Genomic DNA, 24,801 nt, shown 5'->3' on the forward strand with positions numbered 1-24,801 from the left:
TAGGGTCAGCCACTTATATCGGGCTTAACAATATGCGAAATTAGCAAAATAACACTGATTATTTGATGACATCCTGCTCAGTAATAGCAACATTCGGCAGCCGGAATCGTAAAAAGAGCATTAACGATATGTCAACTTAATATTTTCTGTAGATTAGGGCTTTCTTCATAAGAAAAACTAAACCTATCCGGCTAATTAATGAGGTTATTTTTATACTGCCTTTTTCTTACGCTTACCTTAACTGTATCTGCTAATAGCTACGGTCAGTCGCCTTCTGCAAACATCAACGGACTTATCTATTTACCCAAGAACGTTCCCGCTGTTGGTTCCACCGCTGTATTATTAAAAGCCGCGGACTCGTCCATCGTGATGTCTGCCCTTGCAGATGGTCGTGGGCAATACTGGTTCCCTGCTGTCAGCCAGGGGCGTTACCTGGTACTGGCAAGCAATGTAGGCTATGCTAAAGCTTATTCAAACGTGTTTACTGTTTCTACCGATAACATTACTGCTGATCCTGTTTACCTGCTGCCGCTTAGTACCAGCCTTAAAGAAGTGGTAGTAACAGCAAAGCGCCCCCTTGTGGAAGTAAGGCCGGGTAAAACCATTATTAACCCGCAGGCAAGCATCACTGCGGATGGTAAAAACGTGTTGGATATAATGGCACAATCGCCCGGCGTAAGGGTAGACCATAATGATAACATCAGCATAAGCGGAAGGCAAAGCGCCTTGGTGCTTATAGACGGCAAAACAACCAACATGACAGGTACCGATCTCGCCTCACTGCTGCGGGGCATGCCCGGCAGCAATGTAGAGAGGATCGAGCTCCTTTCCGGGTCTCCAAAGTACGATGCGTCGGCGGGTGGCGTTATTAATATTGTGCTAAAAAAAGGGAAGAACATAGGTACTAATGGGACTGTAAACTTAAGTGCCGGTTATGGCAGGTACTACAAATCGGCGGGTGGCATAACCTTTAACAACCGCACTAAAAATGTCAATATTTTTGGCAGCTACGGTGCAATAGCGGAAAAACGCTTTAAACGCTTCACAAACGACCGCAACATTAACGACAATGGAACCATAAGCAGCTACAATCTGGATTACAACAGCATTCAGGAGTTTGTTACCCATAATTTCCGGTTAGGTGCAGATGTGTCGCTATCGGCCAATCACAGCATCGGGGCTTTTGTGAGCGGCTTTGTTAGTAATAACAATTACACTAAAGACAACCATTTAGATATTGCCAACCAAGGGCATCTCGACTCAATGATCCGCGTGTCCTCAGCACTTGACCGCGACCTGCGCAACATTAACTATAACCTTAACTACAGCGGCAAGCTAGATAAAGCTGGCAAGATGCTTTCTGCAGAGTTTACATATTCACCATACAAGCGCAGCTCTGACGAGTATATAACAAACAGATTTCTTAACAGCTTAGGTGCTGCCTACAAAGATGCTTCGTTACTGCAGAACCTGTCGCCCTCAAACCGGCACAATTACACAGGCGTACTTGATTACGTGAACCCATTTGGCAAAACAGCCAAACTGGAAGCAGGCGTAAAATACAGCCACACCAAAAGCGATAACAACTTGATCTTCGGTCCGCAAGTGGAGGGCGTTTACACTGTTGATCCTAATTTTAGCAATAGTTTTATTTACAAAGAAGATGTTGATGCTGCTTACCTTAACTATAGTAATACATGGGGCAAAATAGATGTATCTGCCGGGCTGAGAGGCGAATACACGCGGTCAGAAGGATATTCTTTAGGTGCCGCATTAGTAAGTGGACTGACAACACTGCGCAAGTACTTCAACCTGTTTCCAAACGTGTTGTTGCACTATACTAAAGATGAAAAGAATGAGTATACCCTTAGCTTTAACCGGGGCATAACCCGACCTGATTACGAGAGCCTTAATCCTTTTTTGTATTATATTGATCCTTATAATTACCAGAGCGGCAACCCTTACCTACTGCCCGAATACACCAACTCTATAGAACTTGGCTATTTGTATGATCAGAACTTAGGGATAACCGCTTATGCAAATATCAATACAAACGCCATCTTCCCTTATTTTTATCAGAACGATGCAACCAAGGTAAACCTGGGCACCAGCCTTAACCTTGGGCAGGTAAACAGTTATGGCTTGAAGGTAAACGCTGAGCTGAAGGTTACCGAATGGTGGAAGGGTAATGTAAATGCGGACGGCAGTTACCAGCGTTACCGTGTTTACCCGGAGAACGGAACACTTGACAGAGGTACCGGAGATTTGGTACTGACCACAACACAAACATTCACGCTTAGTAAAAAGATCTCGGGTGAACTTGGGGGAAGGTATGAAACACCTGCGTTTTACGGCATAAGGCAATTCAGGGCAAACTATGCGGTGAACGCGGCTGTTGGCATGCAGGTGTTTGAAAAACGTGGTAAATTAAGCCTAAACGTATCTGACCTGTTCAATACAGACCGGGACAGAGCGTACACCAATTTCCAAAATCTCGATCTTCGCTTTTACGATAAAAGAGAAACAAGGATAGTAAGGCTAAACTTCACTTATAAGTTCGGTAAAACAACTGTTAAGGGTGCATCCAGCCATAGTACCGGTAACGAGGACGAACAGCTGCGTATGCGCAGGAGCACTAATTAATTCAGGACCTGAGTTATCCGGCGTGGCCGCTGAGCATGCTCATGACTATTACCAGCAACACCAGCATAGTGATGCCAACATACAGGTAATCACGTTCGAGCACGAAGCCTATTGCAGAGAAAATCACCCGCACAATAGGCGTTGCTATAAGCAATACAATCCCGGCTTGTATAATAGCTTGTCCTCTTAATTCTAAAATACCGTTAATAATACCTTGGGGACTATGCACAAAAGCAGGCACGCCGGTAAATTCATGGTAATCGGCCCTGCCCTGCCCGTGACGGTAAAGAAAAAGAACACCGCCAACAATCACAACAGACATAGAGATTAACACCCCCGCACGAAGGATCCAGCCAATTACGCTTTGAAGGTCTTTTTCTTTAAAGGACGAAGGGTTCATTATATTAATTTCCTGCACGGATGCTGCGCTCGCTAAGTTGTTTTATCAACTCATCGGTAAACTCGCGTTCGCTTTTGTAAAGTTCGCTTACTTTTTCAGGTGGCAATATCTTCAGGAATTCGTCCCGGTAATGTTTCCGGATATTCAGAAGCTGATTCTCGTAATAAAGATCTTTGTTTATCTGTTCGGTACCGTTTGCAGATGCATTTGAGTTATTAAGGCGCTTGAGTATGCGCACGGCAGTAAGTTCTTGCTGGTACTGGTGGTACAGCGGCCAAAAGCGTACAGCCTCGTCATCGCTAAGGTTAAGCTGGTTTGAAAGGAACTTATCCCGCGCTGCCGCTAACTTTTTACCTACGCCCTTTGTCTTTACTACGGCAGCGCCCTTTTGCGTATTGCCCGGCCTAAAACTACGCACATCAGTCCCCTGAGCAGACACCTCATAGCCGGTAGCCGCAGCTATAATTAAAACAAAAAATATATACCTGAACAGATTACTCATTTAAAATCAATTAATATCGACATAATCACTCAGGTCGTCATCAAGTGCCTGGGTGTTTATACCCTTATCATCATCCATTATACCGTGGTTATCGGTAGCGTCAACATGCAGCTCAAGATAGTCTTTTATCTCGTCAACCGGAATGGTTGACAGTTGTGTATGTAAAACTGTTTTCTGATGTGGCTGTACAACAGTATCACCCGCACCTCTTAAGAACACACCCGCACCTACTATTAATGCCAGGCAGGCGGCGGTAGCATACTTAAAGGTGTTAGTAGCAAACAGTTTACGTACAATAGTCTTGCGTACAACCGCATCCTTGTTAACAGTTTTATTAAGAATGTTCCTGTTAAGCTCTTCAAAATAACCTTCAGGTACTGTAAATGCTTCTGGCGCTGCCTCAAGTGCCTCTTCAACCTCAATGCGCGCACTAATTTGCTGCTGCAAATTATCAAAGTAACCTGCGGGTACGTTAAACCCCGCGTCGCCAGCACCGGCAGCTTCCTCAATTGCTATACGGCTTTGTATATTAGCAGTCAGGTTATCAAAGTATCCTTCAGGAACAGCAAAGTCAGCCATTTCCCTTTCGGTCTCAATATTAATCCTGCTGGTAATATTAGCCGTAAGCTGGCCAAAATAATTCTCAGGCACGGCAAAGCCCGGCTGCTCAGCATCCGTTACCATCTCAATATTAATCCTGCTGCTGATGTTCGCCGAAAGTTCATCAAAGTAATTTGCAGGCACCTCAAATCCGTTTGCCGTGTCGGTACTTTTTAATTCATCTAATTTCACCAATGATAAAATGCGCTGACCGGCTTCTTCGAAATAGCCAGACGGCACCGTAAACGGGTTCTTTCGGGAGAACCGTTCAAGTGACATTTCTTCGTCTGCCCACTCGTTATTATCCATTTCGCTTTTCATACTGTCTTATAGATGAATAAAGTTTGCAATGGTTTAATGCGAATTTAAAATTAATCCCGTGATGTTATAAATGCTTCTATCTTTTTGACAGCAAGGTGGAACGATGCCTTCAGGGCACCCACGCTGGTACCAAGTACATCGCTCATTTCCTCGTATTTCATATCATCGAAATACTTCATGTTAAACACAAGGCGCTGTTTATCCGGCAGGGTAAGTATGGCCTCCTGCAGTTTACGCTGTATCTGGTCGCCACTGAACTGATCAGAACTGGACAAGGTATCTGCCAGCTCATAATCTACATCGTCAATAGAAACGTTGTTCTTCTGCTTCTTTTTATTAAGGAAGGTGATACACTCGTTGGTTGCAATGCGGTACATCCAGGTATACAACTGGGCATCGTTTCGGAAGCCCGGCAGGTTTTTCCATACCTTAATGAATACGTCCTGCGTAAGATCGTCGGCGTCATCATGGTCAATAACCATGCGGCGTACATGCCAGTATATTTTCTGCTGGTACTTTTTCAGCAGCATGTTAAACGCTTCGTTCCTTGTCTTATCGTCGCGAAACTTGCTTAGTATCTCTTCGTCGTCTGCCTGTATGGCCATCTATAAAAATTTATTTATAAAAATAAAGATAACGCATTTTGGTTTAGATATGTTTCATCGACGGTTATTTCACCAGGTCGAGCACCTGCTGCGACGAGGCGGCGGTATCTACCTTCTCTATTACGTGCTCAATAATACCCGCGCCGTCTATAACAAAAGTTGTGCGGACGGTTCCCATGTATTTTTTGCCATACATGTTCTTTTCTTTCCAAACATCATAGGCTTCCACAATACTGTGGTCGGTATCAGCAATCAAAGTAAATGGGAGGCTGTACTTGGTCTCAAACTTCTTGTGCGATTTTTCGTCATCTACACTTACGCCAATAACATCAAACCCCTGACCCAGCAACGATTGATAGTTATCTCTAAAACTGCATGATTCAGCAGTACAACCAGGGGTATCATCTTTGGGGTAAAAGTACAGGATCACTTTCTTACCCTTGTAATCTGAAAGGGATACCTCTTTGCCGTTCTGGTCTTTTGCTGTAAAATCGGGGGCTTTGTCGCCAGCTTTTAATGTGGTTGCCATAGGTTAACGTGTAAATTCAGCAGTAAATTTAGCAGTATTGTCTTTCCCGTCTATCACTGTAAATTCAAAATTGTGCTTGCCGGGTTTAATATCCTCGGTAAAGGTATAACTTAATACCCTTGTTTTATAGCTCCATTCTACAAGCACCCACTTACCGTCTATTTTACCGGCAAAGCTTTTTACGCCCGAAAGATTGTCGCTCATCTTCAGCCTTATGGCTTTAACCTTTGCCATATTGCTGCCGTTTTTTATGTTGAGCGGAGTTATAACAGGCGGTACAGTATCTATGCGGATGTAGTAGTCGCCAAAAGTACGTGCTACAGCTTTTACGTACCCGCCGTCGTATTTACCATTTATACTGCCGGTAGCGCCGTTAACAATTACTGCCTTATCCGCGTAGTTGCCCAGGCTTACATCGGGTTTAATCCAGATGTCGTAGCCGCCATGTATTGGGGTAAATTTATTATGGATGCGATGGGTGACGGAATATGCTCCGGCCTTGATGGGCTGAGTTGAGTATTGAAAGTCCAGGTCGTCATATAAGTTCCCGGGATCTATTTGCACCCGTACCTTGTCGTTCGCAAAAACGCTGCGTTCGTCATAATGAAAAAAAGTACCTGTAGGTTTTGCCGGCTGGTTATTGTTAGCAGTAGTATTTGATTGTACCTTAACAGCAATGGTTGAAGTATTGCCCATTACATCGCGGCAAACAAACTCCACATCGTGCATTTCGTTATCATTGAAAGGAATAATACCCCTGTTAACCGATTGCGGGTACAACGATATACGGCTACCCGGCAGTATAAAGCATTTTTGGAACATTCGCCGGGTAAGCAAAAAGGCAGGATAGTCTATATAGGCATTTACCGCATGTGTTTGATCAAATGCGAACCGCTCAACCGTAAAGGTATAAACGGTGCTGCCGTCCAGCTTCATCTCTATGGAATAAACGCCGTTATGGTTTACAGATGCGCTGTTTTGATCGGTTACGGCTATGCCAAAACCCGTGTTACCACTCAGCTGCAGTACTTTTGGAGTGGCGAGCCGGTAATTACCTGCCGCGCCTGTTACGGACATAAATTCCTTCGGCGTGTTCTCGCTGAAAGGATTGCCGTTAAGGTGGTAAACAGCCAGGGCCGTAATAGTTGGCGGCACTTTATCGGGGATGGTTAGCCCGAACAGCTGTGGGTTGATAGTTTCTTCGGTAAGGCTGTCGCGCAACTCGAAGTGCACATGAGGGCCAGCAGAAGCACCTTCGTTTCCAGATATGGCTATAACATCTCCCTTTTGCACTTTAAACAGACCCGGCGGTACCTTTATGTCGGCATCAAACACTTGGTTTTTATATTGATAATCGCGTATGTATTTAAACGTTGCCGGCGTAAAGCTTTGGATGTGGCCGTAAACAGATGTATAACCGTTAGGGTGTGTAACGTAGATCGCCTGCCCAAAACCACCAAACTGGATGCGTAAACGCGACACATACCCATCTGCAACTGCATGTACCGGGTAACCTGTGCGCTGCATAGTTTTAAAATCCAGGCCCGAGTGGAAGTGAGCCGGGCGCAATTCACCAAATGAGCCCGCGGTGGTAGGCGGCAGATCCAGCGGATAGCGAAAGTAGTTCTGCGGATATTTTTTACTCTGAATAATGTCCTGCGCGGATGAGTAGTTTGCAAATAACAGCAGTGCTGCTGCTAAAAAATTTACGATGTAGTTCTTTTTATCCGTTCGGTTCTCCAACATTATTATTTATAAGCTTACTTCAATGCACTAATACGTGCCGGCAACACCTGCTTGCACTTAAGCTGCTTACTTTACCTCGAAGTCAAGCATTTTTTCTCCTTCGAGGTATGCTTCTAAACGGTCGCCTATATTTACCCTGGCTACGCCTTGCGGTGTACCGGTATATATAAGATCCCCCTTCTTAAGTGTAATGTACTGCGATACAAAGGCAATAATTTTTTCAAATGAAAAAAGCAGATCTTTTGTGTTGCCTTGCTGCCTGGCCTCACCGTTAACATCCAGGTTGAAATTAAGTTCGTATAAATTTGAGAATTGCGTTTTAGGGACGAAATTGCTCACTGGTGCCGATCCGTCGAAGGCCTTGGCCAGCTCCCATGGTAAGCCTTTTTCTTTGTGGCGGGATTGAATGTCGCGGGCAGTAAAATCTATCCCCAAGGCAATGTCTTCGTAATAGTTAGCCGCAAACTTCTCATTGATATGCTTACCCTCTTTGCTTATCTTAAGTACAATCTCCAATTCGTGATGGATGTCTTGAGAAAAGTCTGGATGATAAAACGGCTTGTTATCTTTTAAAAGCGCAGTATCCGGTTTCATGAATATCACCGGAACGGTTGGTACAGGGTTGTTTAGTTCTTTAGCATGCTCGGCGTAGTTACGGCCTATGGCAATAATTTTCATAATGGCTTCTTATCAGCCCAAAGCTAAAAATTATAAATACGGCAGGAAATCAAAACAGGAAATTGTTACAGTATAGAAATCCTTTTATTAATGGATTCTGTACCTACGTTGATGCGAAGGAAATAAAAGCCGCGGGTAAGTTTGCTGTTAATGTTGTAGGTAAGATTTTGTTCGCCAAAATCTACACGCTGAGAGAATAAGGTAAGTACATCGTTACCCAGCACATCCATAATCTTTACATTAACAAACACGCCACGGGAAACTGTGTATTTTACATTAAGTACATCACTTACCGGGTTAGGATATATCTGTACATTAGAAAGCAACTTATCTGAAATTGGCCCTGCAGGTTTGGCCGGTGCCACAGACACTTTAGTGCTCGATATCACAGCCGGTTTTATTGGCGGCAGTGATAGATGCAGGATGTTTTTGGTATTTATAGACTTTGCCGTCTTGCTCCTGAGGAACTTAAGATATGACGTGTCAGAACTTTGTGCAGCAACTCCTTTAGCCAGCGCAACATTTACCGCTACTGCCATCAGTATTAAGGTAAACCAGGAATTTAGCTGAGTAAATTTTCTAACCATATCAGTGTTATCTGCAAAAGTATAAATATTGTACTTCAGAATTCATAATGTTATGAATTAATAAATAGTTTTAACACTTTTTAACAAAAACCGTCGTTTTGTATGGTGTTTCTATATGGACTTATACGATCAACAATAGTTTAAGTTGGCTCTCCGGATATTATTATCAATATACTGATAATACAATAATCACAACATTCCTGCGGCAATGCACAATTTACGCCGTTTTTACTCAACGATGTTGTATTTGCATGTGAAATACAGCTTTGTAAACAAATAGCAAAATTGAAAGTTTATCAACGTAGCTATCTCAACAATTGCCGCCGCTCAAAAATCTTTGACAATACAGCGGCACTTTTGCAGGATTTATAATAATTGATGATCATATACCTTATTGTGAAAGTTACAGTCCATACAATGTAATTTTTATAGTTTTGTAAACTTTTCAAAAACACTGTGTCAAGTCATAAAGATCTGCAAAAACTAACAGCCGGTGGGCTGCTTATTAGTTTAGGAATAATCTACGGCGATATCGGTACATCCCCGTTATATGTATTCAAAGCCATAGTAGGCTCAAACAAAATATCCGAAACGCTGGTACTCGGAGGAATCTCCCTCATCGTTTGGACGCTTACCCTGCAAACTACTTTAAAGTATGTGGTAATTACTTTAAGGGCAGATAACAAGGGTGAAGGTGGTATATTTTCGCTTTTTTCGCTGGTAAGGCGTAAGGCTAAGTGGCTAATCGTCCCGGCCGTGGTTGGTGGCTGCGCCCTGCTTGCTGATGGCATAATAACACCGCCAATTACTATATCGTCTGCTATTGAAGGCTTGGAGACCTATTATCCACAGCTGCCTACTGTAGAGATAGTGATAGCTATTATAGCGGTGCTGTTTATTATACAGCAGTTTGGCACCTCGCTGGTTGGCAAGGCCTTTGGCCCTATTATGTTCCTGTGGTTTACCATGATGGGCGTGTTGGGCATAAGCTATGTTGTGCAAATGCCTTCTATTTTAAAGGCACTTAACCCCTATTATGCTTACCAATTGCTCGCCAGCGATTACAACGCATTCATCATACTAGGTGCTGTATTCCTTTGTACTACAGGTGCCGAGGCACTATACTCCGACCTTGGCCACTGTGGGCGCAAGAACATCCAGATCAGCTGGATTTATGTAAAAGCCTGCCTTATCCTCAACTACTTGGGCCAGGCAGTTTGGCTGTTGCAGCGTAATGGTCAGCTTGTAGACCTTAACGAGAAAAACCCATTTTACCAGATCATGCCGGAGTGGTTCCTTATTTTCGGTATCGGAATTGCCACTATCGCGGCGATAATTGCCTCACAGGCTCTAATATCAGGTTCCTTCACACTTATCGCAGAGGCTGTTAGGCTTAACCTTTGGCCGAAGGTGCGCATACAGTACCCGTCGGAGCAGAAAGGCCAGTTGTACGTACCCAGCATCAACTGGATACTTTGCATTGGTTGTATTGGTGTGGTGCTACTGTTTAAACACTCCTCTAACATGGAAGCTGCTTACGGCTTAAGTATAACTGTAGCTATGCTCATGACCACTATACTGGTTTCTAAGTTCCTGCAGCGCAAAAAGGCGCCTGTATACCTTATCGGGGCTTTTTTAACGGTTTACATGCTGATAGAAGGCACGTTCCTACTGGGTAACCTGGTTAAATTTATCCATGGCGGCTGGTTTACGCTATCTATAGGCTTAATGCTGTTCATTGTAATGTGGACCTGGCACACCGCGCGTAAAATCAAGAACCGTTATGTGAAGTTCATCGAGATAGACGACTACTTCAACATTATAAAGGAGATGAGCGAGGACGAAAGTGTGCCTAAATACGCTTCACAGCTCATTTATCTTACCAGTGCGAACTTTAATTCCGAAGTAGAATCAAAAATCATTTACTCTATACTGCAAAAGCAACCGAAACGCGCCGACGTTTACTGGCTGGTTCACGTTGACGTAGTGGATGAGCCTTACAAAAGCGAGTACGAGGTCGATTTCCTGATACCTGGAAAGCTTATCCGTGTGGACTTTAAACTGGGTTTCAGGGTAGAACAGCAAATTAACCTATTGTTCCGCCGGGTGGTGGAAGACCTGGTTAAGAATGGTGAAGTAGACATTACCAGCCGCTACCAATCACTTAACAAACACAAGATAGTAGGCGATTTCCGGTTTGTGGTGATAGAAAAAGTGCTATCACGCTCGCATAACCTGTCTTTCTTTGAACGTGTTATCATGTTTATCTACTCGTATCTAAGAAAGATCAGCTTGTCCGAAGAACGCAACTTTGGCCTCGACCTGAGCTTCGTTACCATAGAGAAAGTGCCGCTGATGTTGACCTCTCCCGAGAGCGTAAAACTCGAGCGTGTAATGCCATCTTGATAGCTGGCTACAACGATAATGAAAATGCCGCCTGAAAAAACAGAGCGGCATTTTTTTATAAAAACATACCGGAAAAAGGGGGTTTAACGAGCAAGAATCTGCAAAAACCACATTTTTTTAATCACCAATCTATCATGCTGAAATAACTATTGTAATCCAGGTATCAATCTTTTGGTGGCACCACTTTTACTCCCATTTAAAGGTTTTGGTTGCTACTGCATAAACCCCGATGCCCCACAAAAGCAGGATGAACAATTGGTGCGAAACATCACCTAGACTGGCGCCTTCAAATGCTACCTTACGCATGGCATTGTTCAAGTGAGTTAACGGCAAGGCGTTGCTTACATACTGCAGCCATTCAGGAAATGCAGTCACCGAAAAGAATGTTCCAGACAATAAAAATTGCGGCAGCGTTATAATGTTAGACAATGGTGGCACCGTACTCTCGTTCTTGGCAATACCCGAAACCGTAAACCCGAAGCCCATAAAGATAATAAGACCAATCGCCGAGAGCACCAGCATATTCAGCACGGTTACCACGCCATGTATAAGGGTAAAACCAAATACAAAGTGACCAACCATAATGATGAACAGCGCACCTAATAACGAGAACACAATACGGGCCAGCGCCTCACCAAGTACAATGCTGTAGCGTTTAACCGGCGTAGCAAAAAAGCGTTTAATAACCAGTGTTAGTCTAAGGCTGATGAACACGAAAGCGGTACCGAATACGCCGCTGCTCAGCAACGAGAAGCCTAATTGGCCCGGCAGTATAAAGTCAATGTACTTGTACTCGCGGCCGGTAACTGTAGTTTCATGTAGTTCCGCGGCTTGTGGTAAGGCAGGCACACCGGTTCTCTTTGCAAACTCTGCATTCATTTGCATTAGTATATTACTAAGTACCGACTTAAGGATGCTCCCCTTACTGGATGAATTAGTGTACTGCACGTTTACGGCATAAGGCGCAACTGAAGATGGTTGGTATACTGCTCTATCGGGAATACTGTTCTTCCTGATTTCAATGGTCGCGTCAAGGCTGCCTTTTGCCAGGTTATTCTTCATATCATCAGGTGACTGATCCCGTATAAGGTTGATCACAGACGATCTCTTTAAAGCTTGATATACCGGACTAATGGTGTCGGTACCTTTTACCACACCCACGTCTACCTTCACACCGCCGCCGCCTATGTTGGCGAATACCACAATGAACACCAGCGGGAACGCCAGGCTGAACACTACTGCCGACGGGCTGCGAATGATAGAACGGAAACTTGCTTTTGCAATGGCCAGCGTAGCACGTGTGTTGCTGTAATTTTGGTTCATTATGAGTTTAGTTCAATAGTTAAATTTTACACCCCCTTTAGGGGGTTGGGGGGTATCCTTGAGGGGGCTGGGGGCTTCTATCCCTCTCTCCACTCCTTGCCAGTAAGGTTTATAAATACATCCTCCAGGTTGGCTGCCTTAACCTGTTTTTTTCGTTCGAAACCTTTTTCAACAAGGTCATCAATAAAATGATCAGGAGTGTCTATACCAACAATATGGCCGCCGTCTACAAAGGCTACACGGTCGCAAAGCACCTCGGCTTCATCCATGTAATGTGTAGTGATCACCACGGTGGTGCCAGCGTCACGTATCTGCCGTATCAGGTCCCAAAGGTTACGGCGCGCCTGCGGGTCCAACCCTGTTGTAGGCTCGTCCAGGAAGATTATGCGGGGGTTGTTTATAAGTGTAGTGGCAATGGAGAAGCGCTGCTTCTGCCCGCCGGAGAGGTCTTTGTACTTGGCCTTGGCTTTATCGGTCAGGGCTACCTTTTCCAGCATCTCCATTGGAGTTTTATGGATGCCATAAAGGCCTGAAAAAAGCGTGATCAGTTCGGACAGGTTTAGGTTGGGGTAATAACCTGCAGCCTGTAACTGCACACCTATACGCTGTTTAATACTGTCGGCATCCTTGTCTATCGAAAAGCCGTCAACAGTAACTTCGCCGGAGGTTTTCTCGCGAAGCGTTTCTATTATCTCCAGGGTAGTAGTTTTCCCGGCGCCATTCGGCCCTAGTAAACCGAATATTTCGCCTTCGTAAACGTCAAAGCTAATGCCTTTTACGGCTGCAAAATCGCCGTAGTTTTTAACCAGGTCCTTTACCGTTATTATAGGTTGTTTTGCCATATGTAAATATGCGACGGATTTATCGCATTTACATACACCCAACCTGGCAAGGGCATTAAAATTTAATTAAATTATAGGGTCGGGGTAACCGGGCTACTTGCCGCCCTTTTTCAGTTCGCTTTCTGATTTTAGCACTTTGCTGCCGTTCTTTTGCTTAATGTCGTAAGCAGGCTCGTCTTTGCTGGCATTGCGTTTTACCTCGCTGCCTTTTATCTTCTTTTTAACTGGATCGGTATGCTTTTGCTCTATCTTACCTTCAGCCTCGCCGCTGCCCCAGTTCCAGTGTACGGTATCTCCCTTTTTCATGATGAATGTTTCAAGAACTATAGCAATATGCCTGCCAGTTTACTTTGCGGTAAGTATCAGCACCCGCTCTTTTTTTAACCCGGGGTGCACATTGTTAAGCGTTAGCTTGCCTCCTTCTGCTGGTACAATGCCGTGGTTACTGTAGGTTTGAGTTGCAGGATCGAAATACTGCATGGTGAAGCTTCTGCCATTTACCGGAAAAACAATTTTTGGCGGCAGTGTACCGTAGGTGTTATTAAGCATATACACAAAATAGCTTTTACCGCACTTTACTACGTACGTTTCTATATTGCCCGACGTTGCCGTCACCTGCTCAAAAGAGCCGTTCCCTGCTTTCAGCATCTCATCGCTTATCATGCGCACACCTTTAAAATACGGGGTCATATTTCGTTGATCGAACATTTCCCACCACCAGCTCATGGGCAGGATAGGTGTGGGACTGAACATACCGTACCAAAGCCCGCGCTTAAAATCATAGTCAGCGTCATTGCCGTATTTTTGGTCGTCGTCCTCCCACCTAAAGCCAAACTCGCCAATTACGTATGGCTTGCCAAACGCACTAATGTAGTCCGGGTAAATTGCCGCAATCTTATCGGTATGCTTATAAATATGCTTTTGGTTAAAATCAATGTATGGGATGGCGTTCATTGCGGTAATGTCGCGGTGAGATACGCTGGTGGTCACCAAATGGCCGTAGGGGTCTATATCTTTCAGGTAACGGCTCATTTCGTCGTGCCATTCTGTAATGGTATGCAGAGGTATCAGCACGCTATCTGCCCCTGTAAATGCAGCGTTGTCAACTTCATTAAAAAATTCCCAGGCGGCTATGCTGGTGCTGTATCCCCATCGTGCAACTATATACCGCAGCTTATTCTTGTACATGGCGCGGGCTTCCTGCGAGGTGAAGAACTCCGCCGGGGTTTTGGCCGGGCCACCGTTGGCAGCGTTGTAGTTACTGTTCTTCCAGCCGCCTTCTTCCATTAAATGGCCGTGCCAGTCTAACGTAAGCATAAATTTGAGGTTGAGCGAATCGGTAAGATTAAGCAGTTCGTCCATCCGCTTAATTGCGCCGGGGTTAAAATAATCGCCGCTTTTATGGTATCGCTTGGTCGACTGCACCTTTTTCCATTGCAGCGGCATGTTCCAGTAACACATCCACGTACGGAAAAAGTTACCGCCGCTTTTGGCAAGTTTTGGTAGTAGATAATCGTAGGTGTATTTATCGTTCTCGAATGAACGGGATTCCCAGCCGATGTTTTCGCCTACGCCTCGGAAGAGTTCGCCATTGTCGTATTTAAAGGTCCAAAGATTGTTCTTGTGCAGGAAGCCTTGCTTAGCAGTTGCGGTGGCAGTAATAAAGTTCATATCAGACCGCCACTCCCCACTCTTACTTTTTACCACAAAAGTGTAACGGTATTCACCGGTTTGCTGCGGGGCAAAGCGACCTTTCCACACTGAGGCCTTGCTGTCCCCGCTCTCGTAATAGCAGGGTAGGCCAAGCTGCTTGCCTGAAGGCGATATGATCTCCATATCAACCTTAATGTCGTGCTGATCGTAAGGGTTTGTAAAAGCGGCAGACAAATTAATGGTCCACTCAAACTTTTCGTACTGCTTAAAAGGTTGATCGTTATAGGTGAAGTTAAGCAGCCCTGGCTGAGCCTCGCAAAAAGTACGCGTGAACGATATCACCAGCAGCAGGAGTATTATGCGCAAGGGCTTCATTGGTGTAATGGTTTAAAGCCCTAATATAGCTATTATGTTTTTTAGCAAATTGCCCCGGTGCTGTAAAAGTAACCAGCCGGGCAGGTACCGGTTGGGTTACTTACAAACTTGGCAAACAATAAGGCCAAGTACTACTGCAACATTTACAGCTATAGCTACTATTGCGTAAAGTGAGGGGCTGGTGAGTGAAGTTGTCATGATGGTGTTTTTCTTTTTGAACACCACAAAATTGCATCACCACAGGATTTTGCGTTACAGATATTAGGCGAAGTATGCCAAATCATCGGTAAACGTATATACCGGTCGATAAGCAGGGCCACTCATATCGGTGAATGGAGCATTATCGGCGAATTTTCGGCAAAATAGCCCCTGAAGCACTCAAAACTAACTTTTATAATTGCGAGACGCTTCCGGCTGCCATTTAAACTATTGCAGCTACGACGCTACAACACACAACAAGGTTACAGCCATGCTCCATGTTTGTACCAGCATCTCTGCATGGTGTATCTTGCTTAACTCCAGAACCCTTGTGTACTTATTTGTGCAGGCGGAAAACCCATCTCCCGAAGCATTTTGCGTACCTTTTGCACCATGGTGTTGTTTCCGGCCAGGTAAAAAGCAGTTTGGCTAACATCGTAATGTTGTTGTTTAACCCACTCTATAATACTCTGGTGGCCGTGTACATCGGTACGGGCCAGAGGCTGCAGCGGCGACCAGAAGTATTCTTCAAATTGCCTGCGGTGATCTTCGTTTGCTATTACTACTGCGCCGGAAAAACGCGCTTTTGGCACCACCATTTGCTGTAAGGCAAGCAGGTGCCCCATGCTGCTTTCATCGCCCAGGCCAATAATGGCCGGTGTGCTTTTTGGCGAATGGCGGGTTGAGCCAACTTTGATATAATATACCTCGTCGCCTTTTTTCAGCGATGATGCCCAGCGGCTACCGGGGCCAATGTGCGCGGCATCTACATAAATAGTGCAGGTGCGTGTTTCTGCGTCCCAGCCGGATGGGGTATAATCACGGTAAGTAAGGTCGGCCACTTTAAATTTAAGGTAAGGTACTTCCTGCCAGGCAGCCACTTCTGCAGCAGGCAGGTGCAGGTCTACCTCAATCATGGTAGATGGTACCCAGTGCCTCACCTCAAGTACCTTTCCGCTTTGTATCAGGCGTTTTTCCAAAAGGCTGCCTGCTTTTGCCTTAAGTTTTTGTAAAACCGGTGATTCCATTGCTGATGTTTTAATAGCACAAAGAAAAGCTTAAAGCACCCGCTGTGAAATGGCAGCTTCGGGGGAATGATTGTACTATTTGCGGTAACTTTCCCTAAATGCCAGCGGCGTTGTACCGGCCGTTTTTTTAAACAGCTTGGAAAAATAGGTAGGATCCGGATAGCCCAGCAGATGCGCAATTTCTTTAACGTTCATGTCGCCATAGTACAGCAGCCGTTTAGCTTCCAGCATAACCTCCTGCATTATCCAGTAGCTTACCGGCAGGCCCGAGGTTTTACGCAAGGCCTCGTTCAGGTAAGTTTCAGAAATATTGAGCATAGCCGCGTAAGCCGAAGGGCTTTTTACCGTACGGATGTTTGCTGCCAGCAAGCGTTTAAATTGCTGCGTTATTTGCACAGGGCGCGATGGCTGCTCTCTTGGCCCGGTATGCAGGCAATAGCACGAAGCAGCCATACCCAAAAATGATTGCAGCAGCGAATGAACAACCGGCAGGTAAAAAGGTGATCCGTCCTCATTTTCATACCTTTCCGTAAGCAAACGCAGCGTTCCGCTGCATTGCGCAAGTTGCTGTGGCGATACCATGTACGGCTGCTGAAAAGGCAGCTGATCATCAAACACGGTACGGTAATCCTGCGCAACCAGCATCGGGTCAATGGCAATGAACCATCCACCTGCTTTTTCCGCTTCTATCCTTTTATGCACCTGTCCCGGCAAAATATAATATAGCGCCGGCGCAGTAAAGTACATGTCCCTAAAATCAACCATTAACGAGGCGTTGCCCTCATCCAGCAAAAAGAAGATGTAATGGTCATCCCGGTGGATGCCAAGCGCCTGTACTTCGTCGGTGTCTACTTCTCCCGGCGCAAAGTAGCTTATCTCTAACCCGGTTACGGCCCTGGCCTGCAACTGATGAATAGGGATATCTTTCATGTGGCTAAATTAAAGCAATTACCACGCATTATTTAGTTGCAATATCGACTTTGCAATAACAACATTAACGGCCCTCCATAAGCGAATACACCTCCAGCATGTAACAGGCTTCGCCCATGGCAGCATGAAAATCTTCCCACTCAGCATTGGTAAACGTGAATTGTATATCGTCTGCAGGGGTACGCATCACCATACGCTCCTCCCCGTCAGGAAACGGAAAAGAGTGCGCTTCAAAGTCGAGCTCGACAGAAAAATCCCTGAATTGCGTGAACTGCAGCGGCGAAAAGCTAAGGATAAGATTATGGTTCCAGATAAAAATACACTGGCACTCGGAGCACCGGCTAATTACCGATGCCCCTTTATGGCTTAGAACTTTTGCGTCGCACATAGGTAGATGGTGTTAAATTGTGCCTGTTGCAACGGCACCCCTCACCCACAAGGGTTGCCTTTACAACAGGACTTAAGCTTTTTGGCCGCTGGCCTCGCCACAAAGAAAAACCTTATTTAGAATAAATCCAAATAAAAATAAGGTTTATATTTTAGTACGCACAAAAAAGGCCCTGCAGAAGTTCTGCAGGGCCTTAGATATATATTAAGGGGATCTTAGTTCTATTGCATTAGTTTAATAAAATCATCAAACAGGTAGCGGCTGTCATGCGGGCCTGGAGACGATTCCGGGTGATACTGCACCGAGAATGCTTTTTTGTCTTTAACGCGGATACCTTCTATTGATTGATCGTTAAGGTTTACGTGTGTAATCTCCACCTTATCGCTCGCGCGCACTGCTTCGGGTACTACACCAAAGCCATGGTTTTGAGATGTTACTTCGCAATGGTCAATAATTACGTTCTTAACCGGGTGGTTAAGGCCACGGTGACCGTTGAACATCTTCCTCGTAGGGATATCGTTAGCAAGTGCCAACAACTGGTGACCCAAACAAATACCAAACAGTGGCTTATCTGCATTTAAAATTTCCTTTACCGTACTAACAGCGTATGGCATTGCAGACGGATCGCCGGGGCCGTTGGAGATAAAGTAACCCGATGGTGCAAAATCTTTTTCCATCTCTTCAAAGGTGGTTTTTGCAGGGTAAACTTTAGCGTAAACATCGCGGTCATCAAAGTTGCGCAGGATGTTCTTTTTCACTCCAAGGTCAAGCACGGCAACGCGGTACTTAGCATCCTCGTTACCGAAGGTGTAGGTTTCTTTTGTTGATACCTGGGATGAAAGCTCAAGGCCATCCATAGAAGGCACTTCATCAAGCTTGGCTTTCAACTCATCAAGGTCCAGTATCTCAGATGATATAATGGCGTTCATAGCGCCTTTATCGCGTATGTGGCGTACCAGCTGGCGGGTATCAATGTCTGAAATCGACACGATATTCTGCTGCTGAAAATAGTCCTGTATAGACTCATTTGCCTGCTTGCGGCTGTAGGCGATGTTATAATTCTTACAAACCAAACCTGCAATTTGTATCTGTGCCGATTCTACTTCCTCGGTATTGATACCATAGTTACCTATGTGCGCGTTGGTGGCAACCATAATCTGCCCAAAGTAAGATGGGTCGGTAAATATCTCCTGGTAACCGGTCATCCCGGTGTTAAAGCAGATCTCGCCTGTGGTAGTGCCAATTTTTCCGGCAGCTTTACCATGGAAAACGGTGCCGTCGGCCAGCAATAAAATAGCCGGAAGCTTGGTGAAATGATTCATTTAGCAAAAAGATTGAAAGGGTGAACGGTCCGGATCTTGTGGCTCGAAGCTCCGTAAGAATAAGCTGGAAGAATGAAGTTTTGCACCTCTTTATTCACGCCGCAAAGGTATTGTTTTCTTCACAGAAATTCACAGAAAAATGAAATTTATCCGCTAATACAAACAGGTTTATTTATCCGCAGCGCTTTTGCCCCAAACGTAAGTAGTACGCAGGCAGTGTGTACACCAGTAAGGCCTTACAGACAGGAACGGAAAAAACGTTTTCAACCAGTAGCTGCGTTTAGCGCGGTCGGTATAGTTCATAGCCTTATTGCAATACATGCAATGTATAATTTTAGTATCCATGAAGTGTGAAATACGATGAGGCGTATTTAATTGGTTTTTGCAAAATAATAATTATTTGGCAGTGTGCAAACCCGCACCATTTACTGCAAAGGAATTTCGGATTGAGTTTCTACCTTTGCTTGTATAAACACCATATACCCAATGTCGGTAAATAAGGAAATTAAGCGCATTACCACGCACACCCTGCAGGCCATGCGCAACAAAGGCGAAAAGATAGCGATGCTTACCGCATACGATTATTCTATGGCCACTATAGTTGATGCAGCAGGCACGGACATTATATTGGTAGGCGACTCGGCATCCAATGTAATGGCCGGACACGAAACCACCCTGCCGATAACCCTCGACCAGATGATCTACCACGCATCGTCGGTAGTGCGGGCGGCAAAAAGGGCGCTGGTAGTGGTCGACCTTCCTTTCGGTTCTTACCAGGGCAATTCCAAAGAGGCGCTGGCATCGGCTATCCGCATTATGAAAGAAGCGGGCGCCCACGCTGTTAAGCTGGAAGGCGGAGTTGAAATAGCAGAGAGCATCAGCAGGATACTTACTGCAGGCATCCCTGTGATGGGGCACCTTGGCCTTACACCGCAATCTATATACAAATTTGGCACTTATACGGTACGCGCCAAAGAGGAAGCCGAAGCCGAAAAACTGAAGGAAGACGCGCTTAAATTACAGGAGTTGGGCTGCTTTGGGATAGTGCTGGAGAAGATACCATCAAAACTTGCCAAAGAAGTTACGGAAAGCTTAAGCATACCTACTATAGGGATTGGTGCCGGGCAGCATTGCAGCGGCCAGGTATTGGTGATACACGATATGCTTGGCATAAATAAAGGCTTTAAACCGCGCTTTTTGCGCCAATACGCCAGTTTGTACGATGTGATGCATGATGCTATAGGCAATTACGTTAGCGATGTAAAAGACAAAGCGTTCCCGAACGAAAAAGAAGAGTATTAATCCCAAGCCCTCTGAAGGGGGAATAGAATAGTAGTGTACAGTCGTAAATCTTAAGTCTGAAATAGCATTGGCGAACATTGTTCCAAAATACATTAATCACGAGATTACCGATGCGGATATCCTTTACGAGGATAACCACTTAATTGCTGTGAACAAACTCGCAGGCGATATTGTGCAGGTTGATGAAACCGGCGACGAACCGCTGGACGAAAAGGTTAAGAAGTACATCGCCAAAAAATATAACAAGCCAAACGGCGCTTTCCTGGGTGTGGTGCACCGGCTGGACAGGCCCGTAAGCGGTGTAATCCTGTTCGCCAAAACCAGTAAAGCACTGGACAGGATAAACAAAATGTTCAAGGGCCGCGAAATGCACAAGACCTATTTTGCTATTGTACGCAACCGCCCCAATCCTGAAGCCGGCAACCTGGTGCACTGGCTTGTTAAAAACTCGCAAAAGAACGTAACGAAAGCACATGATAAAGAAGTTGCAGGCAGCCTGAGATCTGAACTGAACTATAAACTAGTTGGCGAACATAACGGTTACTATGTAATTGAAGTCGACCCAATAACCGGTCGCCCCCACCAGATACGGGTACAACTGTCTACCCTGGGCTGCCCTATTGTTGGCGACAATAAATACGGTTATCCGCGTGGCAGCCTTCGTAAAAGCATTTGCCTTCACGCGCGACGGCTACAGTTTATTCATCCCGTAAAGAACGAGCCTGTGGTAATTGAAGCATCGTTACCGAAGGATGGCTTTTGGGAGAAGTTTGAGCAATGGATAAAGTAACAATTAGCAAATACCGAATCTCTGGTTAACTTTGCATTAATGAAATTGAAGGGAATTTACCGGGCGATATTAATAATTGTTGTACTGGCATTAAACATCGGGTGCGACCAGGTTTCTAAAACCATTGTACGCCAAAAGATGCGCTACGACGAGCCGATTAGCTTTGTAAATAACCACTTCACACTGATTAAAATAGAGAACACCGGCGCTTTCCTGAGCCTTGGCGATAAACTGGCAAATCCGTACAGGTTCATACTATTAACACTACTGCCGGTGCTATCCCTTTTGGCTGCGGTGGTTTACATTATCATTAAAACCAATTTCAGCAGGATAACTTTAGCTGGAATCATATGCGTTGTGGGCGGTGGTATAGGCAATATTTACGACCGCATTATGCACGGCTCAGTAACCGATTTCATGCATATCCGCTTCGGCGTTTTTCAAACAGGCATCTTTAACGTAGCCGATGTATCCATTATGGTGGGCATGGGTCTTATCCTTCTTGATGCCTGGACGCGTCATAAAGAAGAAAAAAAGCAAGAGGCGGTTACTTCCTAAACAAGGCTTTTACCCTCTAAAAGCCTTTATACTTATTCAAAGCACTGGTTCTTGTCAGCCATCAGCCACAATAATATGGACATGCCTATCATTGCATCTAAAAACGTATCTTTGCGATAATTAAAAGCCGTTCATTACGGTATCATACCATTTACTCTTCATAATTCACTGATCGGCGCATCAGCATTACGATACAATACAATTACATGTTATTTACAGATCTTAAATTAATTGAGCCTATTTTAAAGGCTTTGCAAACAGAGGGTTATACCAACCCAACCCCAATACAACAACAGGCAATACCTTACATACTACAAAACCGCGACCTGCTTGGCTGCGCGCAAACCGGTACCGGTAAAACAGCGGCCTTTGCTATACCTACCCTGCAGCTATTATATCAGGACAGGCAGCAGCACCGCGAACAAAAAACCATTAAAACGCTTGTACTCACCCCTACCCGCGAACTGGCTATCCAGATTAGCGAGAGCTTTACTGCTTACGGGCGCAACACCGGATTAAAGAACCTGGTGATTTTTGGCGGTGTATCGCAAAATCCGCAGGTTGATGCTTTACGTCGTGGCGTAGATATATTGATAGCTACCCCCGGCCGCCTGTTGGACTTAATGCAGCAGGGCTTTATTAGCTTGCAGCACATCAAAATACTTATCCTTGACGAGGCCGACCGCATGCTTGACATGGGTTTTGTGAACGATGTAAAAAAAATTATCGCTAAAGTACCTGCAAAAAGGCAGACGCTTTTCTTTTCGGCGACCATGCCAAAGGAGATCCAGCACCTTGCAGACAGCATCCTAAATAACCCTGCTCGTGTGGAAGTTGCACCGGTATCCAGCACAGCTGATACAATACAGCAGTCGGTTTACTACGTAGAGAAGAACGACAAGCGCGGGTTGCTGCTGCACGTACTAAAAGATAAGACCATTAAAACCGTACTGGTATTTACCCGTACCAAGCATGGGGCAGATAAGGTGGTAAAAGACCTGGTCAAGGCAGGCATCACTGCCGAGGCTATCCACGGTAACAAATCGCAGAACGCACGCCAGCGGGCACTTACAAACTTTAAAAACCGCACCACACGCGTTCTTATCGCTACAGATATTGCTGCACGCGGTATTGACATAGATGACCTTACGCACGTTATTAATTACGAGCTACCAAACATCCCGGAAACTTATGTACACCGTATTGGCCGTACCGGCCGTGCCGGTGCAAGCGGTATAGCATTTTCTTTTTGTGATGGCGAAGAAGAACTGGAATACCTGAAAGACATTCATAAGCTGATTGCTAAGCAAATCCCTGTTGAAGAAGGGCACCCTTACCCTGTAAGCATGGAGCTTATAGAGTCGCGCATGAATGGAAAACCCATCAGCATTGCAAAGAAAGGCAGTGCAGGCGGCGGATCTGGGCGCAGCAGTCGTAGTAACGGCAATGGCGGCGGTAATCGCAGTGGCAGGAACAGCCGCAATGGCAATAGCCGTACCGGCAGTGGCAGCAGCAAGGCAGGCGGCAACAGCGGAATGAGCGGTGCAGCCAAGTCAGGTCGCAGGTACTAAAAAGAATATATTTTACGCCAGTATACGTTTCCTGATACGGGATAACGATACTGGCGTTATTCCTAAGAAGTTTGCAATATAGTGCTGCGGCATACGCTGCAATATATCTTTACCTGTTCGCAGGAGTTTAAGATAGCGTTCCTCAGGCGTGTGGGTGATAAAATCGCTCATACGTTCTTCGTAACAAATAAGATAATACTCCGCAATCAGGCGCCCAAAGCGCTCCATCTTATAAGCAAGCATCGGGTTATTGACCATCAACTGGAGATTGGCGTGGCTTATGAGCAATATGTGGCTCGGCTCCAATGCCTGTATATAGTTGAGGGCAGGTTCACGTGTTAAAAAGCTCTTGTACGAACTTACAAACTCATTCTCAAAGCTGAAGTAGCCGGTGATCTCGACACCATCTTTAACGAGGTAATATCTTACCGAACCTTGCAAAACAAACCCAATATGGTTGCAAACCTTTCCAGGCTCGGCAAAATGCTGCTTTTTCTTTAGATTAACTTCCGTAAGGTGCTGGGTAAAAACAATCCACTCAGCCTCATTAAAGTCGACGTAACGTTTAATGCCTTCGCGAAAGGTATCTAACTCAGCCGACGTTAGCGCATCCATACTCTGTCAAGCAAAAAGAATCCTGCAAACACCACGCTGGCAATCCCATTTGTGGTCATGAACGCGATGTTTACACGGCTCAAGTCGTTAGGTTTAACCAGCAGGTGCTGGTAAATAAGCATGGCGCAAAAGAATGCTATACCGATGTAATACAACAGCCCTACGTTAGTATAAAATACAGGCATTAATATAAATATGGCCGAGCATACATGCAAGAATGTAGATAGCCTGAGTGCATTTACCTTGCCCATCCATGCTGGAATGGAATGCAGCTTTTCGTTACGATCGAACTCCTCGTCCTGCAAAGCATAGATGATATCGAAACCGCTTACCCAGCACAGTACCGACAGCGAAAAGAAAACCGGCGTTAGCGCGAAAGCACCTGTAACAACCAGGTAAGCACCAATTGGCGCTAATGATAGGCCGGCACCCAGTACCATGTGGCAAAGCGCTGTAAAACGTTTAGTAGCGCTATAACCCAACACTACCAGCAACGCTACTGGCGAAAGATAAAAGCACAGTGGATTGATGAACCACGTCATCAGGATGAACAAAGCGCAGTTGACCAGTGTAAAGGTTAAAGCAGCTGCAGGACTTATCCGCCCTGCGGGTATGTCGCGTTGCTTAGTGCGCGGGTTCTTAGCATCGATATTCCGGTCCAGGTATCGGTTAAAGGCCATTGCCGAGTTGCGGGCAAATACCATACAAAGCAGCATCATTACAAGTTTCTGCCACTCGAACTTATGGTCGGTGGTAGTAACAGCCAGAAAGAAACCTATAAATGCAAAAGGCATTGCAAATATGGTATGAGAAAAAGTTACAAGCGAAAAGTATTTCTTCATGTGTTTTTATGTCCCCTCTTGAGAGGGGCTGGGGGTGTGTTTTCTAA

25 protein-coding genes are annotated in these 24,801 nt (G+C 45.2%); 6 read left to right on the forward strand and 19 right to left on the reverse strand.

What is annotated here, in order from left to right; translation table 11 throughout:
• Positions 1-198 precede the first annotated feature (198 nt).
• Positions 199-2,643 carry an outer membrane beta-barrel family protein gene (locus DYU05_RS09845; protein ID WP_117382763.1) on the forward strand — a complete coding sequence of 815 codons (2,445 nt, stop codon included), beginning with the start codon at positions 199-201 and terminating at the stop codon, positions 2,641-2,643.
• Between the two features lie 13 nt (positions 2,644-2,656).
• On the opposite strand, the gene DYU05_RS09850 is transcribed toward DYU05_RS09845, so the two are convergent.
• The 8 genes from DYU05_RS09850 to DYU05_RS09885 form a co-directional block, all read right to left on the reverse strand.
• On the reverse strand, positions 2,657-3,043 hold the full coding sequence (locus tag DYU05_RS09850) for a DUF1634 domain-containing protein (RefSeq protein ID WP_235853985.1): 387 nt from the start codon (positions 3,041-3,043) through the stop codon (positions 2,657-2,659).
• A gap of 4 nt (positions 3,044-3,047) precedes the next feature.
• Positions 3,048-3,545, reverse strand: coding sequence for a hypothetical protein (locus DYU05_RS09855; RefSeq protein ID WP_117382764.1), 498 nt, complete (start codon positions 3,543-3,545; stop codon positions 3,048-3,050).
• A gap of 6 nt (positions 3,546-3,551) precedes the next feature.
• The gene (locus DYU05_RS09860; RefSeq protein WP_117382765.1) at positions 3,552-4,466 is read right to left on the reverse strand and encodes a hypothetical protein; all 915 of its coding nucleotides are present in this window, start codon (positions 4,464-4,466) and stop codon (positions 3,552-3,554) included.
• A 50-nt stretch (positions 4,467-4,516) separates the two neighbouring features.
• Positions 4,517-5,071: an RNA polymerase sigma factor gene (locus DYU05_RS09865; RefSeq protein ID WP_117382766.1), complete on the reverse strand. Its 555-nt coding sequence runs from the start codon at positions 5,069-5,071 to the stop codon at positions 4,517-4,519.
• 64 nt (positions 5,072-5,135) lie between these two features.
• Complete coding sequence (gene bcp, locus DYU05_RS09870) at positions 5,136-5,600, reverse strand: thioredoxin-dependent thiol peroxidase (protein ID WP_117382767.1); 465 nt, start codon at positions 5,598-5,600, stop codon at positions 5,136-5,138.
• Positions 5,601-5,603: 3 nt separating this feature from the next.
• A complete protein-coding gene (locus tag DYU05_RS09875) occupies positions 5,604-7,346 on the reverse strand; it encodes a M23 family metallopeptidase (RefSeq protein ID WP_117382768.1) in 1,743 nt (580 codons plus the stop codon).
• A 66-nt stretch (positions 7,347-7,412) separates the two neighbouring features.
• Positions 7,413-8,024 (reverse strand): fumarylacetoacetate hydrolase family protein, encoded by a 612-nt coding sequence (locus DYU05_RS09880; protein WP_117382769.1) that lies wholly within the window; start codon positions 8,022-8,024, stop codon positions 7,413-7,415.
• Between the two features lie 65 nt (positions 8,025-8,089).
• Positions 8,090-8,611: a T9SS type A sorting domain-containing protein gene (locus tag DYU05_RS09885; RefSeq protein ID WP_117382770.1), complete on the reverse strand. Its 522-nt coding sequence runs from the start codon at positions 8,609-8,611 to the stop codon at positions 8,090-8,092.
• A 456-nt stretch (positions 8,612-9,067) separates the two neighbouring features.
• On the opposite strand from DYU05_RS09885, the gene DYU05_RS09890 reads away from it, so the two are divergent.
• Complete coding sequence (locus DYU05_RS09890) at positions 9,068-11,017, forward strand: KUP/HAK/KT family potassium transporter (protein WP_117382771.1); 1,950 nt, start codon at positions 9,068-9,070, stop codon at positions 11,015-11,017.
• 186 nt (positions 11,018-11,203) lie between these two features.
• Here DYU05_RS09890 and DYU05_RS09895 read toward each other — a convergent pair whose 3' ends face one another.
• From DYU05_RS09895 to DYU05_RS21115, 9 genes are all read right to left on the reverse strand, one after another.
• Positions 11,204-12,340, reverse strand: coding sequence for an ABC transporter permease (locus DYU05_RS09895; protein ID WP_117382772.1), 1,137 nt, complete (start codon positions 12,338-12,340; stop codon positions 11,204-11,206).
• 77 nt (positions 12,341-12,417) lie between these two features.
• The gene (locus DYU05_RS09900) at positions 12,418-13,182 is read right to left on the reverse strand and encodes an ABC transporter ATP-binding protein (RefSeq protein WP_117382773.1); all 765 of its coding nucleotides are present in this window, start codon (positions 13,180-13,182) and stop codon (positions 12,418-12,420) included.
• Between the two features lie 93 nt (positions 13,183-13,275).
• Positions 13,276-13,488 carry a hypervirulence associated TUDOR domain-containing protein gene (locus tag DYU05_RS09905; RefSeq protein WP_117382774.1) on the reverse strand — a complete coding sequence of 71 codons (213 nt, stop codon included), beginning with the start codon at positions 13,486-13,488 and terminating at the stop codon, positions 13,276-13,278.
• 39 nt (positions 13,489-13,527) lie between these two features.
• Positions 13,528-15,210 (reverse strand): DUF5060 domain-containing protein, encoded by a 1,683-nt coding sequence (locus DYU05_RS09910; RefSeq protein ID WP_117382775.1) that lies wholly within the window; start codon positions 15,208-15,210, stop codon positions 13,528-13,530.
• Between the two features lie 512 nt (positions 15,211-15,722).
• A complete protein-coding gene (locus DYU05_RS09915; RefSeq protein ID WP_117382776.1) occupies positions 15,723-16,436 on the reverse strand; it encodes a siderophore-interacting protein in 714 nt (237 codons plus the stop codon).
• 75 nt (positions 16,437-16,511) lie between these two features.
• Positions 16,512-17,366, reverse strand: coding sequence for a helix-turn-helix domain-containing protein (locus tag DYU05_RS09920; RefSeq protein ID WP_117382777.1), 855 nt, complete (start codon positions 17,364-17,366; stop codon positions 16,512-16,514).
• A 64-nt stretch (positions 17,367-17,430) separates the two neighbouring features.
• The gene (locus tag DYU05_RS09925) at positions 17,431-17,754 is read right to left on the reverse strand and encodes a DUF6686 family protein (protein ID WP_235853986.1); all 324 of its coding nucleotides are present in this window, start codon (positions 17,752-17,754) and stop codon (positions 17,431-17,433) included.
• Positions 17,755-17,975: 221 nt separating this feature from the next.
• Positions 17,976-19,076 carry a glutamine-hydrolyzing carbamoyl-phosphate synthase small subunit gene (gene carA / locus DYU05_RS09930; protein WP_117382778.1) on the reverse strand — a complete coding sequence of 367 codons (1,101 nt, stop codon included), beginning with the start codon at positions 19,074-19,076 and terminating at the stop codon, positions 17,976-17,978.
• A 168-nt stretch (positions 19,077-19,244) separates the two neighbouring features.
• Entirely contained in the window at positions 19,245-19,421 is a 177-nt protein-coding gene (locus DYU05_RS21115) for a hypothetical protein (RefSeq protein WP_165852040.1), read from the reverse strand.
• 141 nt (positions 19,422-19,562) lie between these two features.
• On the opposite strand from DYU05_RS21115, the gene panB reads away from it, so the two are divergent.
• The 4 genes from panB to DYU05_RS09950 all read left to right on the forward strand — a co-directional run bounded on the left by panB (position 19,563) and on the right by DYU05_RS09950 (position 23,297).
• A complete protein-coding gene (gene panB, locus DYU05_RS09935; RefSeq protein ID WP_117382779.1) occupies positions 19,563-20,378 on the forward strand; it encodes a 3-methyl-2-oxobutanoate hydroxymethyltransferase in 816 nt (271 codons plus the stop codon).
• A 67-nt stretch (positions 20,379-20,445) separates the two neighbouring features.
• Positions 20,446-21,168 carry an RluA family pseudouridine synthase gene (locus DYU05_RS09940; protein ID WP_235853987.1) on the forward strand — a complete coding sequence of 241 codons (723 nt, stop codon included), beginning with the start codon at positions 20,446-20,448 and terminating at the stop codon, positions 21,166-21,168.
• A 39-nt stretch (positions 21,169-21,207) separates the two neighbouring features.
• A complete protein-coding gene (gene lspA, locus DYU05_RS09945; RefSeq protein ID WP_117382780.1) occupies positions 21,208-21,726 on the forward strand; it encodes a signal peptidase II in 519 nt (172 codons plus the stop codon).
• 206 nt (positions 21,727-21,932) lie between these two features.
• Positions 21,933-23,297: a DEAD/DEAH box helicase gene (locus tag DYU05_RS09950; protein WP_117382781.1), complete on the forward strand. Its 1,365-nt coding sequence runs from the start codon at positions 21,933-21,935 to the stop codon at positions 23,295-23,297.
• Between the two features lie 12 nt (positions 23,298-23,309).
• Here DYU05_RS09950 and DYU05_RS09955 read toward each other — a convergent pair whose 3' ends face one another.
• Together DYU05_RS09955 and DYU05_RS09960 are read right to left on the reverse strand one after the other, a co-directional pair.
• Entirely contained in the window at positions 23,310-23,912 is a 603-nt protein-coding gene (locus DYU05_RS09955) for a Crp/Fnr family transcriptional regulator (RefSeq protein WP_117382782.1), read from the reverse strand.
• A complete protein-coding gene (locus DYU05_RS09960) occupies positions 23,900-24,754 on the reverse strand; it encodes a UbiA-like polyprenyltransferase (RefSeq protein WP_117382783.1) in 855 nt (284 codons plus the stop codon). The genes DYU05_RS09955 and DYU05_RS09960 overlap by 13 nt, the downstream gene beginning before the upstream one ends.
• Positions 24,755-24,801 lie beyond the last annotated feature (47 nt).

Origin of the sequence: Mucilaginibacter terrenus, from assembly GCF_003432065.1 — a bacterium.
GTDB classification, from domain to species: domain Bacteria; phylum Bacteroidota; class Bacteroidia; order Sphingobacteriales; family Sphingobacteriaceae; genus Mucilaginibacter; species Mucilaginibacter terrenus.

Bases quoted from the DNA above. Each gene is read 5' to 3' on its own strand.
- DYU05_RS21115 (WP_165852040.1), bottom strand. From the start codon at position 19,421: ATGGATACTAAAATTATACATTGCATGTATTGCAATAAGGCTATGAAC.
- DYU05_RS09875 (WP_117382768.1), bottom strand. From the start codon at position 7,346: ATGTTGGAGAACCGAACGGATAAAAAGAACTACATCGTAAATTTTTTA.
- DYU05_RS09860 (WP_117382765.1), bottom strand. From the start codon at position 4,466: ATGAAAAGCGAAATGGATAATAACGAGTGGGCAGACGAAGAAATGTCA.
- DYU05_RS09960 (WP_117382783.1), bottom strand. From the start codon at position 24,754: ATGAAGAAATACTTTTCGCTTGTAACTTTTTCTCATACCATATTTGCA.
- DYU05_RS09900 (WP_117382773.1), bottom strand. From the start codon at position 13,182: ATGGCAAAACAACCTATAATAACGGTAAAGGACCTGGTTAAAAACTAC.
- DYU05_RS09920 (WP_117382777.1), bottom strand. From the start codon at position 17,366: ATGAAAGATATCCCTATTCATCAGTTGCAGGCCAGGGCCGTAACCGGG.
- DYU05_RS09905 (WP_117382774.1), bottom strand. From the start codon at position 13,488: ATGAAAAAGGGAGATACCGTACACTGGAACTGGGGCAGCGGCGAGGCT.
- DYU05_RS09880 (WP_117382769.1), bottom strand. From the start codon at position 8,024: ATGAAAATTATTGCCATAGGCCGTAACTACGCCGAGCATGCTAAAGAA.
- DYU05_RS09950 (WP_117382781.1), top strand. From the start codon at position 21,933: ATGTTATTTACAGATCTTAAATTAATTGAGCCTATTTTAAAGGCTTTG.
- DYU05_RS09855 (WP_117382764.1), bottom strand. From the start codon at position 3,545: ATGAGTAATCTGTTCAGGTATATATTTTTTGTTTTAATTATAGCTGCG.
- DYU05_RS09955 (WP_117382782.1), bottom strand. From the start codon at position 23,912: ATGGATGCGCTAACGTCGGCTGAGTTAGATACCTTTCGCGAAGGCATT.
- DYU05_RS09925 (WP_235853986.1), bottom strand. From the start codon at position 17,754: ATGTGCGACGCAAAAGTTCTAAGCCATAAAGGGGCATCGGTAATTAGC.
- DYU05_RS09850 (WP_235853985.1), bottom strand. From the start codon at position 3,043: ATGAACCCTTCGTCCTTTAAAGAAAAAGACCTTCAAAGCGTAATTGGC.
- lspA (WP_117382780.1), top strand. From the start codon at position 21,208: ATGAAATTGAAGGGAATTTACCGGGCGATATTAATAATTGTTGTACTG.
- DYU05_RS09895 (WP_117382772.1), bottom strand. From the start codon at position 12,340: ATGAACCAAAATTACAGCAACACACGTGCTACGCTGGCCATTGCAAAA.
- panB (WP_117382779.1), top strand. From the start codon at position 19,563: ATGTCGGTAAATAAGGAAATTAAGCGCATTACCACGCACACCCTGCAG.
- DYU05_RS09915 (WP_117382776.1), bottom strand. From the start codon at position 16,436: ATGGAATCACCGGTTTTACAAAAACTTAAGGCAAAAGCAGGCAGCCTT.
- DYU05_RS09910 (WP_117382775.1), bottom strand. From the start codon at position 15,210: ATGAAGCCCTTGCGCATAATACTCCTGCTGCTGGTGATATCGTTCACG.
- DYU05_RS09885 (WP_117382770.1), bottom strand. From the start codon at position 8,611: ATGGTTAGAAAATTTACTCAGCTAAATTCCTGGTTTACCTTAATACTG.
- carA (WP_117382778.1), bottom strand. From the start codon at position 19,076: ATGAATCATTTCACCAAGCTTCCGGCTATTTTATTGCTGGCCGACGGC.
- DYU05_RS09865 (WP_117382766.1), bottom strand. From the start codon at position 5,071: ATGGCCATACAGGCAGACGACGAAGAGATACTAAGCAAGTTTCGCGAC.
- DYU05_RS09845 (WP_117382763.1), top strand. From the start codon at position 199: ATGAGGTTATTTTTATACTGCCTTTTTCTTACGCTTACCTTAACTGTA.
- bcp (WP_117382767.1), bottom strand. From the start codon at position 5,600: ATGGCAACCACATTAAAAGCTGGCGACAAAGCCCCCGATTTTACAGCA.